The organism is Rugamonas sp. FW305-51 (assembly GCF_058786935.1).
In genome coordinates this window covers 79,754-92,357 of sequence record NZ_JBYSZG010000004.1, presented here as the reverse complement: position 1 = coordinate 92,357, position 12,604 = coordinate 79,754, and the positions used below count along the sequence as shown (strand labels likewise).

Annotated in this window: 12 protein-coding genes; 10 read left to right on the top strand and 2 right to left on the bottom strand. The window is 63.4% G+C overall.

Annotated elements, in window-relative coordinates; genetic code table 11:
• Positions 1–29: 29 nt before the first annotated feature.
• On the bottom strand, positions 30–467 hold the full coding sequence (locus AC3WOS_RS04340; protein ID WP_492714616.1) for an NINE protein: 438 nt from the start codon (positions 465–467) through the stop codon (positions 30–32).
• Between the two features lie 221 nt (positions 468–688).
• On the opposite strand from AC3WOS_RS04340, the gene rpsP reads away from it, so the two are divergent.
• From rpsP to AC3WOS_RS04295, 9 genes are all read left to right on the top strand, one after another.
• Complete coding sequence (gene rpsP, locus AC3WOS_RS04335) at positions 689–937, top strand: 30S ribosomal protein S16 (RefSeq protein ID WP_492714615.1); 249 nt, start codon at positions 689–691, stop codon at positions 935–937.
• Between the two features lie 14 nt (positions 938–951).
• Positions 952–1,515 (top strand): ribosome maturation factor RimM, encoded by a 564-nt coding sequence (gene rimM, locus AC3WOS_RS04330; RefSeq protein WP_492714614.1) that lies wholly within the window; start codon positions 952–954, stop codon positions 1,513–1,515.
• Positions 1,516–1,556: 41 nt separating this feature from the next.
• Positions 1,557–2,303: a tRNA (guanosine(37)-N1)-methyltransferase TrmD gene (gene trmD / locus AC3WOS_RS04325; protein WP_492714613.1), complete on the top strand. Its 747-nt coding sequence runs from the start codon at positions 1,557–1,559 to the stop codon at positions 2,301–2,303.
• Between the two features lie 122 nt (positions 2,304–2,425).
• The gene (rplS, locus tag AC3WOS_RS04320; RefSeq protein WP_492714612.1) at positions 2,426–2,812 is read left to right on the top strand and encodes a 50S ribosomal protein L19; all 387 of its coding nucleotides are present in this window, start codon (positions 2,426–2,428) and stop codon (positions 2,810–2,812) included.
• Positions 2,813–2,878: 66 nt separating this feature from the next.
• Positions 2,879–3,538 carry a CoA pyrophosphatase gene (locus AC3WOS_RS04315; protein WP_492714611.1) on the top strand — a complete coding sequence of 220 codons (660 nt, stop codon included), beginning with the start codon at positions 2,879–2,881 and terminating at the stop codon, positions 3,536–3,538.
• Positions 3,539–3,630: 92 nt separating this feature from the next.
• The gene (locus AC3WOS_RS04310; RefSeq protein WP_492714609.1) at positions 3,631–4,590 is read left to right on the top strand and encodes a CobD/CbiB family protein; all 960 of its coding nucleotides are present in this window, start codon (positions 3,631–3,633) and stop codon (positions 4,588–4,590) included.
• A gap of 246 nt (positions 4,591–4,836) precedes the next feature.
• A complete protein-coding gene (locus AC3WOS_RS04305) occupies positions 4,837–5,184 on the top strand; it encodes a DUF3579 domain-containing protein (protein ID WP_492714608.1) in 348 nt (115 codons plus the stop codon).
• An 83-nt stretch (positions 5,185–5,267) separates the two neighbouring features.
• On the top strand, positions 5,268–5,717 hold the full coding sequence (locus AC3WOS_RS04300; protein WP_492714607.1) for a CBS domain-containing protein: 450 nt from the start codon (positions 5,268–5,270) through the stop codon (positions 5,715–5,717).
• Positions 5,718–5,926: 209 nt separating this feature from the next.
• On the top strand, positions 5,927–8,674 hold the full coding sequence (locus AC3WOS_RS04295; RefSeq protein ID WP_492714606.1) for a M16 family metallopeptidase: 2,748 nt from the start codon (positions 5,927–5,929) through the stop codon (positions 8,672–8,674).
• Positions 8,675–8,768: 94 nt separating this feature from the next.
• Here AC3WOS_RS04295 and AC3WOS_RS04290 read toward each other — a convergent pair whose 3' ends face one another.
• A complete protein-coding gene (locus AC3WOS_RS04290) occupies positions 8,769–9,509 on the bottom strand; it encodes a GntR family transcriptional regulator (protein WP_492714605.1) in 741 nt (246 codons plus the stop codon).
• A gap of 362 nt (positions 9,510–9,871) precedes the next feature.
• Between AC3WOS_RS04290 and AC3WOS_RS04285 the strand changes: the two genes are divergently transcribed.
• Positions 9,872–12,565 carry a TonB-dependent receptor gene (locus AC3WOS_RS04285; RefSeq protein WP_492714604.1) on the top strand — a complete coding sequence of 898 codons (2,694 nt, stop codon included), beginning with the start codon at positions 9,872–9,874 and terminating at the stop codon, positions 12,563–12,565.
• Positions 12,566–12,604 lie beyond the last annotated feature (39 nt).

Sequence of the window (12,604 nt, the reverse complement as noted above, 5' to 3'; positions counted from 1 at the left end):
TTGTTCTCCTAGGTGTCGTGTGTGGGGTGTCAGCCATATGCTCCGCCAGTGTACAGCAAGTCAAACAGGCGGGAAATCGTTGCGATCAGTGTGCCGGCGCCCAGCATCAGGGTCGCCACCAGCAGCACGGCCAGCGGCCAGTTGGAGGCGGACGTGCGGCCCGAGCCGGTGTTGTAGCGGGCGTCCCACTGCTCGTCCGGCATCAGGCCCAGCACCAGCGCCTCCAGGAAGCCCACCAGCACCGACACGATCAGCGGCAATATCTTGTAGAACCAGTCGGCGCCCGGTGCGGCCACGGCAATGACGGCCGCTGCCGGCAGGCTGGCCAGGTGGACCCAGATCCAGCGGTCGCGCGCGCCGCGCAGGTAGAGCCGATGGCCGCCCAGGCCGCCCAGCACGAAGGCCAGCAGGGTGGCCACGGTTTTGTTCTTGTGTGGAATGTGTTGCGTTTGATGCAAAATGGTCATGGGGACGCCAACAAATTGCGGGAAAGCACGCAGTATCGGTCATAATACGGCCCCGGCCTATCTTTTTTGGTATGTAGGGCTCTTGCCCACTTCGCCGGAACGGGGGATAATCATCGATTGCCCCAACCCGCCCAATTATGTGCATTAATGCTTGCTGCTACGTGGCAAGGCGCGCTATAATTTGCGGCTTTTTCCGTCTCAGCACACTTTTTGGAAATATTATGGTCGTTATTCGTTTAGCTCGTGGAGGCGCCAAGAAGCGTCCGTTCTTCAACATCGTTGCAACCGACTCGCGCAATCGTCGCGATGGTCGTTTCATCGAGCGCATCGGTTTCTACAACCCGATGGCATCGGGTGGCGAACAGCCATTCCGCATCACCGCTGACCGTCTGGCGCACTGGGAATCCGTGGGCGCGCAACTGTCGCCTACCGTGGCTCGCCTGGTCGCAGCCGCTAAAAAAGCAGCTTAAGTCTGGTTGCTGGTTTGACCGACAAGACTGCATCCGGGGTGAAAGTCCCCGACGATCTGACGCAAGTGGGCTTTGTCTTCGGTGCGTATGGCGTTGCTGGCTGGGTGAGGGTAAGACCTTTCTCGGAAGATGCGGATGCATTGCTGGCGGTCAAAACCTGGTGGCTCGACAAGCCAAATGTGCATGACGTGGACGTCAAGCAGTGCAAACTGCATGGCGGCGACGTCGTTGCCCAGCTGGTGGGAGTGACCGACCGCAACGTGGCAGAAGCGCTCAAGGGCGCCGCTGTTTGCGTCCCGCGCAGTCGTTTCCCCGCGCTGTCGGCTGACGAATTTTACTGGGCCGATCTGATCGGCCTGGAAGTAGTGAACTTGCAGGGTGAGCACCTGGGGCAGGTTACCGACATGATGAGCAACGGTCCGCAGTCGATCTTGCGCATTACGCCGGTCCCCGCCGCGGACAGCGCTCCCGGTGACGATGCGGCGCAAGAGCGCCTGATTCCATTTGTGGACCAGTTTGTGATCACAGTGGACAAGGCTGGCAAGCGCATCACCGTCGACTGGGGCCTGGATTATTAAGACTCACCTGAGCAACACGGTACGACCGGGAGAGGCGGGCCATGCAATTTGATGTCGTGACCCTGTTCCCCGAGATGTTTGCCGCGCTGACGCAGTCGGGCGTGACCCGGCGTGCGTTCGAACAAAAGAAATGGGGCCTGACGCTGTGGAATCCCCGCGATTTCACAACGGACAATCACCGCACCGTGGATGACCGCCCCTATGGCGGCGGCCCCGGCATGGTGATGCTGGCCAAACCGCTGGAAGCGACGCTCAACGCCGCCAGGCAGCGCCAGACCGATGCCGGCCTGCCCGCGCCGCGCGTGGTGTTCATGTCGCCCCAGGGCAAGCAGTTGACGCACGAGCGCGTCATGCAGCTCAAAGCCGAGCCGGGTCTGGTGATCCTGTGCGGCCGCTACGAAGCGGTCGACCAGCGCCTGATCGACCGTTGCGTCGATGAGGAAATCAGCCTGGGTGACTTCGTGCTGTCGGGCGGCGAGTTGCCGGCCATGGCCCTGATGGATGCCGTGGTGCGCCAGCTGCCCGGCGTGCTCAATACGGACGCGTCGGCCGTCGAGGACAGCTTTGTCAACGGCTTGCTCGATTCGCCGCACTATACGCGGCCGGAAACGTATGAAGGCGTGACGGTGCCGGCCGTGCTGTTGGGCGGCAATCACGCCGAGATCGAAAAATGGCGCCGCCAGCGCATGCTGGAGGCGACGGCGCGCAAGCGCCCCGAATTGCTGGTCCGCGCGCGCGAGGCAGGTTTGCTGAGCAAGCAGGATGAAAAGTTTTTGGCAGGTTTGTAAACCTGCATGCAGTAGCAGTACCGAGCGGGCATGTCGCCCGCGTGTTTAACCCCATCCTCTACTGGGCGAGTGTCTGAACAGCACTCAATACGCGCCAGCACGATGGTTTATGGAGTAATAAAATGGATCTGATTCAACAACTCGAGCAAGAAGAAATCGCTCGCCTGGGCAAGAGCATCCCTGACTTCGCCCCTGGTGACACCGTGGTCGTGAACGTTAACGTCGTCGAAGGCACCCGCAAGCGCGCCCAGGCATACGAAGGCGTCGTGATCTCCCGTCGCAACCGTGGCCTGAACTCGAACTTCATCGTTCGCAAGATCTCGTCCGGCGAAGGCGTCGAGCGTACCTTCCAGCTGTACTCGCCGCTGATCGCTTCGATCGAAGTGAAACGCCGCGGTGACGTACGTCGCGCTAAACTGTACTACCTGCGTGATCGTTCCGGCAAGTCGGCACGTATCAAGGAAAAACTGCCAAACCGTCGCCCAGCAGCGGCGAAAGCAAGCGCTTAATCGCGTTTGTGTTTGGATGGAAGGGGCGCCGGCGGTGCCCCTTTTTTGCATGTGGAGGTAAGATTCTTGGCCCAGCTCCCGTTCGATCCCCAGCAACTGCCCATCGACAGCGTGGCCGGCGAACCGGCCGTGGCGGCCGAGCGCCTGTCGCCCCAGTGGCTGCGCGCGCGTTTCGCGGCGCCCCCCATCTGGACCCCGGAGACGGCGCAGGAAGTGCTCACGCCCCGGCCCCAGCCCACGCCCGCGTCCGTGCTGGTGCCGCTGGTGCAGCGCGAGCATGGCCTGACTTTGCTGCTGACCCAGCGCACCGACCATCTGACCGACCATGCGGGCCAGATCAGCTTTCCCGGCGGCCGGGCGGAAGACTACGACGCCGACCCCGTGGCCACGGCCCTGCGCGAATCGGAAGAGGAGATCGGCCTGCACCGGCGTCACGTCGACGTGCTGGGCGCCTTGCCCGACTATTACACGGGCACCGGCTACCGCGTCACGCCCGTGGTGGGCCTGGTGCTGCCGCCGTTCGAGCTGACGGCCGACCCGTCCGAGGTGGCCGAGATCTTCGAGGTGCCGCTGCAGTTCCTGATGGACGGGCGCCACCACCAGCGCCTGTCCGTGCAACTGCCGGGCGGCGCGCGCACCTTCTACGCCATGCCGTACCAACGCTTCTACATCTGGGGCGCGACGGCGGGCATGCTGCGCAACCTGTTCCACTTCCTGCGCGCCTGACGCCTGGAACAATATTGCAATAAGTTTGATTCCGGCACTGCACTGCGCTATCGTAGCGGGCATTACGGCATTGCTGACTAAAAGGACGTTTGATGACTTTTCTTTCCATTCTCTGCGCGCTACTGATAGAACAGATGAAACCGCTGCGTGCGGATAACCCGATCTACGCCGAGATCAAGAGTCTGGCGATGCGGATGGAAACCTGGTTCAACGCCGGCCACCCACGCCACGGCCGCATGGGCTGGTTCCTGATGATGGCCATCCTGATGGTGCCCACGGCCCTGATCTACTGGGTGCTGATGCACTACCGCCTGACCCTGGCCGCCTTCGCCTGGAACATCCTGATCGTCTACCTGACGCTGGGCTTCCGTCACTACAGCCACTATTTCACCTCCATCCAGCTGGCCCTGAACGCGGGCGACGAGGCCACGGCCCGTGCCCTGCTGGCCGAATGGACCAAGCTCGATACGGTGGGCATGGAAACGTCCGAGATCGCCCGCATCGCCGTCGAGAAGTCCCTCATCACCACCCATCGCAATGTGTTCGGCGTGTTCTTCTGGTTCCTCATGCCGCTGGGGCCGGCCTGCGCCGTCATGTACCGCGTGGCCGAACACCTGGCCCGGGCCTGGAATGAACCTGAACACATGCGCAACGAAGCGTTCGGCCAGTTCGCCGCCCGCGCCTTCTACTGGATAGACTGGATTCCCGTGCGCCTGACGGCCGTCGCCTTCGCCGTGGTCGGCAACTTCGAAGACGCCATCTACGCCTGGCGCAATTTCGCCGACCGCTGGCAGGACGAAGCGATCGGCATCATCCTGTCGGCCGGCGGCGGCGCCATGGGCGTGCGCCTGGGCACGCCGGCCGAGAACGCGGCCAAGGTGGTGCTGGCCGACGCGGCCACGGTCGACACGACGGACGTGGAGCCGGAAGTGCTGCCCGGCGAAGAGCCGAGCGTGCGGGCCCTGCAAAGTACGGTGGGCCTGGTGTGGCGCGCGCTGCTGCTGTGGATGCTGCTGCTGCTGTTGCTTTCCGGCGCAGTCTGGCTCGGCTGACGCCAGCCCGGCATACAAGGGCCAGACAACCGGCTTACAATGGAGGCTGCCTGGGGCAAAGCCGCACCGCGCTGGTGCGGGCTTGCACCATGCCGGGCTCCTGCCGGAAAAGCTCGTTTGGAATCAAGGGCTTATGCGGACAGGTCTTCTATAAGATATAATACCCATGATTCTTACAGAATTGTACCGCCAGCCCGGCGCACCTGCCGGGATCTTCCACGCATTCTTGTTACCAACAAGCCGCCTATGGCCGAGTCAGCTCACAACAAGAAAGAACTGCACGACGAGTTCTTTATCCTTGGCATCACCAGCAATGGCAGACAGTTCCGTCCCAGCGACTGGGCCGAACGCCTGTGCGGCGTCATGTCCTGTTTCCGGCCTGAAGGCTCGGGCGGCGGACGCCATTCCCACCTGCAGTTTTCCCCCTACGTTTGCCCGACCGTGATCAACGGCGTCAAATCGGTGGTGGTCAACGGCCGCCTGCGCGACCTGGAACCGATGGCCTACCACTTCGTCGTCTCGTTCGCCAAGGACAACGACCTGCAAATGGTGGACGCCTGCCTGGTGCCGGAGCCTGAGCCCAAGCAAGGCTGAGCCGCCTGCTTCGCTGCCTCAAGCGAACGCCTATTCGCTCCCGATCGCGCTACACTGAACTCTTTGCGGAGGAGGGAGCGGCCATGCGTATCGGCGACATCTGTACCGTACAAACTGTGCATTGCAAGCGTGACGTCACCGTGCAGGACGCGGCGCTGTTGATGCGTAACCATCATGTGGGCGACCTGGTCGTGGTCGAGCAGCCCAACGGCGAGCGGGTGCCGGTGGGCATCCTCACCGACCGCGATATCGTCGTCTCCGTCATCGCCCTCGGCCTCGATCCGGCCAGCCTGCTGGTGGGCGACGTCATGACCGGCGAGCTGATGACGGCCAACGAGGATGACGACGTCTACGAGACCATCGACCGCATGCGCTTCAAGGGCATACGGCGGCTGCCCGTCGTCAACAGCCTGGGCGGCCTGTCCGGCATCGTCAGCATCGACGACCTGATCGAATTCCTGGCCCAGGAGATGGGGGAACTGTCGCGCATCAGCGCCAGCCAGCTGGAACACGAGAAGCAGGCGCGGCATTAGCATCCTGGCGTCCGCATCGCGCGGATATCCGCCTGGCGGCCTGCCGGGTGCGGCGGCAGGCCGCAGCGTTCGCCCTGTCCTGTGCCGGGCAAGGGAAGGGTGCGTCCCGCGACCAAAGATAGGCATATAACAATATTTTACGTTTTTACACTGCCGCGGCGGTCCGCTTGCGGTTATGCTGGCTCTTTCTGAATTTCCGTAGAGAATTTATGAAGACTCAACATGTGAAGCGCGTCGCCGTCTGCGGCTTGCTGGTGTGCAGCCTGTCCTTCATCGCCCCGCAAGGCGCCTGGGCCCAGGCCCTGCCGGCCGGTGTGAGCAAGGGCCCGTCCGTGGAAGGCATCACGGAATACCGTTTGCCCAACGGCCTCAAGGTGCTGCTGTTCCCGGACGCCTCCAAGCCCACCGTGACCGTCAACGTCACCTACCTGGTCGGCTCGCGCCACGAAAACTATGGCGAGACGGGCATGGCCCACCTGCTGGAACACATGATGTTCAAGGGTTCGCCCAAGAACCGCAGCATCCCCAAGGAATTCGCCGACCGCGGCATGGAGTTCAACGGCACCACCTCGTTCGACCGCACCAACTACTACGAAGTATTCCAGGCCGGGAACGACAACCTCAAGTGGGCGCTGGACATGGAAGCGGACCGCATGGTCCATTCCTTCGTCGCCCGCAAGGACCTCGATTCCGAGATGACGGTGGTGCGCAACGAGTACGAGTCCGGCGAAAACCAGCCGTTCGACGTGCTGCTCAAGCGCATGCAAAGCATCGCCTACGACTGGCACAGCTATGGCCGCTCCACGATAGGCAACCGCAGCGACATCGAAAACGTGCGCATCGAGAACCTGCAAGCGTTCTACCGCACCTACTACCAGCCCGACAATGCCGTGCTGCTGGTGGCCGGCAAGTTCGACCCCGCCCAGACACTGGCCTGGATCAGCAAATCGTTCGGCGCCATCCCCAAGCCCAAGCGCAGCCTGCCGCCGTTCTGGACCGTGGAACCGACCCAGGATGGCGAGCGCAGCTTCGCCGTGCGGCGCAAGGGCGACATGCAGATCGTCGCCCTCGGCTACAAGATCCCGTCCGCCCTGCAGGCCGACGCCGACCCGCTGTCGTTCATGACGGAAATCCTGGGCGACACCCCGACCGGCCGCCTGCACAAGGCCCTGGTGGAAACGGGCATGGCCGCGCAAGTGTTCAGCTTCGGCCAGACCGGCTACGCGCCTGGGCTGGAAGTGATAGGCGCCGTCGTCAAGGCCGGTCAGCCCATCGAGCCGGTGCGCGACGCCCTCATCAAGGCGGTGGAAAGTTTCGCCCAGACCCCGCCCACGGCCGAGGAAATGGAGCGCACCCGCCGCAACTTCGCCAACGGCATCGAGAAGGCCCTGAACGATCCGCAAAAGGTCGGCGTGACCTTGTCGGAAGAGATCGCGCTGGGCGACTGGCGCCTGCTGTTCGAGGGCCGCGACAAGCTGGCCAGCATCACGCCGGCGCAGGTGAGCGCGGTGGCGGCCCGCTACCTGCGGCGCGACAACCGTACCGTCGGCCTGTTCGTGCCGGACGACGCGCCGCAGCGGGCCGAGATCCCGCCCGCGCCCACCGTGGCTGAAGTGCTGAAAGACTTCAAGGGCAAGGCCGCCACGCTGAGCTCGGAAGCGTTCGACCCCAGCCAGGCCAACATCGACGCCCGCACCACCATCACCACCATCGGCGGCCTGAAGGTCGCGCTGCTGCCCAAGAAGAACCGGGGCGAGGCCGTTTCCGTGGACCTGCACCTGCACTGGGGCGACGAACACAACCTGTTCGGCAAGAGCACGATCGAAGCGGCCGCCAAGGACATGCTGATGCGCGGCACCAGCAAGTACAGCCGCACCGAGCTGGCCGACGCCTTCGCCAAGCTCAAGATTTCGGGCAGCCTGTACCACTTCGACACCACCCGGCCCAATCTGGATCAGGCGCTGCGCCTGGTGAGCCACGTACTGAAAGAGGCCAGCTTCCCGGCGGCCGAATTCGAGCAGATGCGCCAGCAGTGGATCGTCGGCATCGAAGCGTCGCGTAACGAGCCGCAGTCGCTGGCGCGCCAGGCCATGTCCGAGTACTACAACCACTATCCGAAAGGCGACCCGCGCGCCGTGCAGACGGTGGACGAGCAGCTGGCCGAGATCCGCGCCCTCAAGCTGGAAGACGTGGTGGCCTTCCACCGCCAGTATTACGGCGCCTCGCACGGCGAGCTGTCCATTGTGGGCGACTTCGATCCCGCTGCTACGGGCAAGACCATCGCCGACAGCTTCAGTGGCTGGAACAGCCAGGTGGCCTACGCGCGCATCATCAACACCAATGCCGACAAGCCGGCGCTGCACCAGCACATCAACACCCCGGAGAAGGAAAACGGCTACTACGAAGCGCGCCTGAACCTGGACCTGAACGTGGATGATCCCGACTATCCGGCGCTGGAAGTGGCCAACTACATCTTTGGCGGCGGCGCGTTGAAGTCGCGCCTGATGGACCGCATCCGCCAGAAGGATGGCCTGTCCTACGGCGGCGGTTCCGGCATCGGCGCGGGCGAGATTGACCGTGCCGGCGGATTCGGCATCGGCGCCATCGCCGCGCCGCAGAACCTGGGCAATCTGGAAGCGGCCATCCGCGACGAACTGGAGCGGGCCCGCAAGGACGGCTTCACGGCGGCCGAACTGGCCGGTGCCAAGTCCGGCCTGCTGCAGCAGCGCCTGCAGAACCGCTCCAAGGATGACGTGCTGGCTGCCGGCTGGACGCGCAACCTGTTCCTGGGCCGCAGCTATGCGTGGAGCCTGGCGTTCGAGAACAAGGTCAAGGCGCTGACGGTGGCGCAAGTGAACGCCGCCTTCCGCAAGGCCATCGACACGAGCAAGCTGAGCATCGTAACGGCCGGTGATGACGCCAAGGCCGCCGCCGCCGCGCCCGCCAAACCGCAATAAGCCACGTTGGTCGAACGGGACAGGTATCCAGCCTGTCCCTGCCGCTTCCCCCCCCAAAAGGGGTACGTCCCCATTTTTCTTTCCGTGCGCGGCGTCAGGCCGTGTTGAGCTCGGCCACGAAGTCGTACAGGTCGCCGCGGAAGATGGAGCGGCAAAATTCCACGGCCCGCCCGTCGCGCAGGAAACCGAGCCGCTCCACGGCCAGGCCGGCGTCGCCCGGCTTCGCTTGCAGCAGCTCGGCCTGCTCGGCGTTGAGCAGCAGGGCGCTGAGCCGCTGCAGCGCCCGCACCGGGCGGTTGCCGGCTTGTTCCAGCGCTTCATACATCGATACCTGTACCGCCTCCACCGACGGCAGGGCAGTGGCGACGATGGTCGCGTATTCCAGGCACATCGGTATCTCGTCGGCGTAACGGATGCGGTGGAAACGGTACACGGGGGCACCCGGACTGAGCCGCAGCCGCAACGCCTCTTCCGGCGTCACCGTTCCTTCCGAGCGCTTGAGCCACACGCTGCGCGGCGTGCGCCCGCGCGCCCGCATGTCCTCCGAGAACGAAGTCAGCTTGGCGAAATTCTTTTCGATGCGGGTGTTGATGAAGTTGCCCGAACCGGGCCGGCGCACCAGCAAACCTTCTTCCACCAGGCCATCGATGGCCTTGCGCACCGTGATGCGCGAGATCGACAGGTCGGCCGCCAGCTGGCGTTCCGCCGGCAGCGCTTCGTCCGGTCCGTACAGGCGCTTGTCGATCGCTTCGCGCAAGGCGCGCTGCAGTTGCTGGTACAGGGGCAGGCTGCTGTGCTGCCCCAGATTGTGCATGAGCTGGACTAGCGTGGTCATCCGGTCGTCTCCCGTGGCAGGCCGCGTACCTGGCGCGGCCTTGCGTGTCTGTGTGTGGCCCGATCATACCAAAAAGGCTGGACCGTTGGTATGGTCGTGGTATCAGGCCGCTTCCCTGTGGTACACCCCAATGAATTATCTAAACGAAAACAAAGTGGTCTGTGTGTCATGTACAACAAGCGAAAAAAATCAGTAAATTGGTAGTGATCTGGTATTGGTCTGGAGTATATTGGCGTTCAATTGGTTTTGTAAGTGGTTGTAAAGAGGAACCTGCAGGACACCGCGGCGGCGGTGGAATCGGGCACCGATGAATAAGAACGCTAACAGGCTTGCGATGCCAGGCCGCAATCAAGGGGGATTACATGAAGTGCAATACCGCAACGACATACCAGATACTGAAGCAGGGCTCCAGCCACCGGACCCCGATCGCCACGGCCGTCGCGCTGCTGGCGATGAGCATGGCCATGCCGGCCACCGCGCAGGATAGCCAGCCGAGCGACCAGGTGGTGGTGGTGACGGGCATGCGCGCCTCGCTGCAGCAGTCGCTGAACCAGAAGAAGAATGCGGAATCGCTGGTGGAAGTGATCACCGCGGAAGACATCGGCAAGATGCCGGACAAGAACGTGGCCGACTCGCTGTCGCGCGTGGCCGGCGTGACCACCACCAGCGCCGGTTCGGCCGAAGGCTCGTTCGGCGAGAACGAGCACGTGCAGATGCGCGGCATGCTGTCGCAGATGACGCTGACCACCCTCAACGGCCACACCGTCTCCAGCGGCGACTGGTATGGTCCCAACATCGCCAACGGTGGCCGCAGCGTGTCCTACACCCTGCTGCCGTCGGACCTGGTGGGCCGCATCGTGGTGCACAAGTCGTCGCAGGCCGACCTGCTCGAAGGCGGCGCGGCCGGCACGGTCGACATCCAGACCCGCAAGCCGCTGGAATTCAAGGAGCGCCTGACCACTTCCGCATCGATCGAGGCGGCCTATTCGACGGCCGCCAAGTCCACCGACCCCGCCATCTCGGCCCTGGTCAACTGGAAGAGCGAAGACAACACCTTCGGCATCCTGGGCCAGGTGTTCTCGCAAACGCGCAAGCTGCAGCGCGCCGGTTCCGAAGGCGTGTGGTGGGACAAGACGGGCGCCAACTATCCCGATCCGGCCCTGGCCAACAAGAACATCAGCCTGTTGAGCGGCGCCGTGCTGTTCCAGCAGGAGCGCAAGCGCCAGGGCGGCTACCTGGAAGCGCAATGGAAGCCGGCCACCAACGTGACGCTGGACCTGTCGGGCTTCATGTCGACCGTGGATGCGAAGAACTACAACACCAACTACATGGCCGACACCATCAACGCCGTCAACGGCCCGGGCTGGAACGGCAATGCCGTCAAGCCGACCCAGCCGGCGACCGTGGTGGGCAACACCATCACCTCCGTGTTCTACGGCAAGGATGCCTTCGGCGCCAATTCGGCCGGCGCCTGGTCGGTGGTGGAAGACGTGGCGGCCCGTCCGGACGCCAAGACCGATTCCAAGTTCCTCAACTTCGACGGCAAATGGGTGGTCAACAAGGACCTGACCCTGACGGGCAAACTGGGCCACACCACCGGCAGCGGCAAGACCACGGACGTGGGCTTTGAAGTGCTGAGCGGCTGGAACCAGGGCGCCGGCTATTCGCTGAGCCCGGACGGCATCTTCGTGCTGAACGTGCCGGGCGGCGACAAGTTCGTGCGCGCCGGCGGCGGCATCGGCGGCTGGGGCGGCTACAGCTCGTCCACCGACAAGGAAAACTATGGCCAGGTGGACGGCGAATTCAAGCTCAATTCGGACGTGGTGCCATCGATCCAGTTCGGCGTGCGTCTGGCCAAGCATGAGCGCGACCTGACCAAGCTGAACATGGTACTGGGCGCCGGTGCCACGGACGACACCCAGATTCCCGACAGCGCCATCGGCAACTATGGCAACAACTGGTATGGCAACCTGCCCGTCAATCCGACGCCAGGCTTCAACCCGTTCAAGATCAGCAACGACTATGTGGCGTCGTGGGTGGCCAAGTACGCCACCTTCAACACCCATGCCACGCAGCAGGAATTCAACATCAAGGAAGATGCGAGCGCGGCCTACGCCATGGCCAACCTGCAGCCGACCGACGCCATCAGCGGCAACGTGGGCGTACGTTTCGTGCGCACCAAGATGGATATCCACGCCTTCCTGCCGGGCGGCAAACCCGAGTACGAGCAGAGCTTCAACGACGTGCTGCCCAGCCTGAACCTGCGTGCCGACCTGGGCCAGAACCTGGTGGGCCGCTTCGCCCTGAACCGCGGCATGTCCCGTCCCGACTTCGGCCAGCTGGCCGGCAACGACCTGCGCGACACGGAGCACAATGGCGTGGGCAGCAACCCTTACCTGAAGCCTATCCGCAGCAACAACATCGACTTCAGCGCCGAGTGGTACTTCGCGCCGAAGGCACTGCTGTCGGCCGGTATCTTCGCCAGCAAGCTCGATGGTGTGATCGCCTACGGCCACAGTGTGCTGCCGTATGCTGACGCTTCCAAGGGCGGCGTGATCGCCAACTACGACATCTCGTCCCCGGTCAACACGGACGGCAAGCTGAAAGGCATGGACCTGGCGTACGAGCAGAACGTGTGGGGCGGCATCGGCGTGAGCGCCAACTACACCTACGCGGATGGCGAACAGACCGGCAAGCTGGAGCAAGGCACCTGCAACGGCAAGGCCGGCGAAGACTGCACGCTGTACGGCACCTCGAAAAACTCCTACAACGTGGGCGCCTTCTACGAGGACGACCGTTTCAGCGCCCGTATCGGCTACAGCCACCGTTCCACCTACAAGCTGGGTAACCGCGGCGGCGCCGACTACTTCCAGAGCGCCAACGGTTCGCTGAACATTTCGCTCAACTACACGCTCAACAAGTCGGTGCAGTTCACGCTGGAAGCGCAGAACCTGAACGACCCGCTGCTGACCGTGTACAAGACCGACACCACCCAGATCGCCGGCGTGTACAAGAACGGCAAGACCGTGTATGGCGGCGTGCGCATCAAGTACTGATACGCACCGTGACCTGCCTGGCTGATACGTTCAGCTGAA

Excerpts from the sequence above, each read along its gene's own strand:
- AC3WOS_RS04300 (WP_492714607.1), top strand. The coding sequence starts at position 5,268 with ATGCGTATCGGCGACATCTGTACCGTACAAACTGTGCATTGCAAGCGT.
- AC3WOS_RS04290 (WP_492714605.1), bottom strand. The coding sequence starts at position 9,509 with ATGACCACGCTAGTCCAGCTCATGCACAATCTGGGGCAGCACAGCAGC.
- AC3WOS_RS04295 (WP_492714606.1), top strand. The coding sequence starts at position 5,927 with ATGAAGACTCAACATGTGAAGCGCGTCGCCGTCTGCGGCTTGCTGGTG.
- rplS (WP_492714612.1), top strand. The coding sequence starts at position 2,426 with ATGGATCTGATTCAACAACTCGAGCAAGAAGAAATCGCTCGCCTGGGC.
- AC3WOS_RS04285 (WP_492714604.1), top strand. The coding sequence starts at position 9,872 with ATGAAGTGCAATACCGCAACGACATACCAGATACTGAAGCAGGGCTCC.
- trmD (WP_492714613.1), top strand. The coding sequence starts at position 1,557 with ATGCAATTTGATGTCGTGACCCTGTTCCCCGAGATGTTTGCCGCGCTG.
- AC3WOS_RS04340 (WP_492714616.1), bottom strand. The coding sequence starts at position 467 with ATGACCATTTTGCATCAAACGCAACACATTCCACACAAGAACAAAACC.
- AC3WOS_RS04310 (WP_492714609.1), top strand. The coding sequence starts at position 3,631 with ATGACTTTTCTTTCCATTCTCTGCGCGCTACTGATAGAACAGATGAAA.
- rpsP (WP_492714615.1), top strand. The coding sequence starts at position 689 with ATGGTCGTTATTCGTTTAGCTCGTGGAGGCGCCAAGAAGCGTCCGTTC.
- AC3WOS_RS04305 (WP_492714608.1), top strand. The coding sequence starts at position 4,837 with ATGGCCGAGTCAGCTCACAACAAGAAAGAACTGCACGACGAGTTCTTT.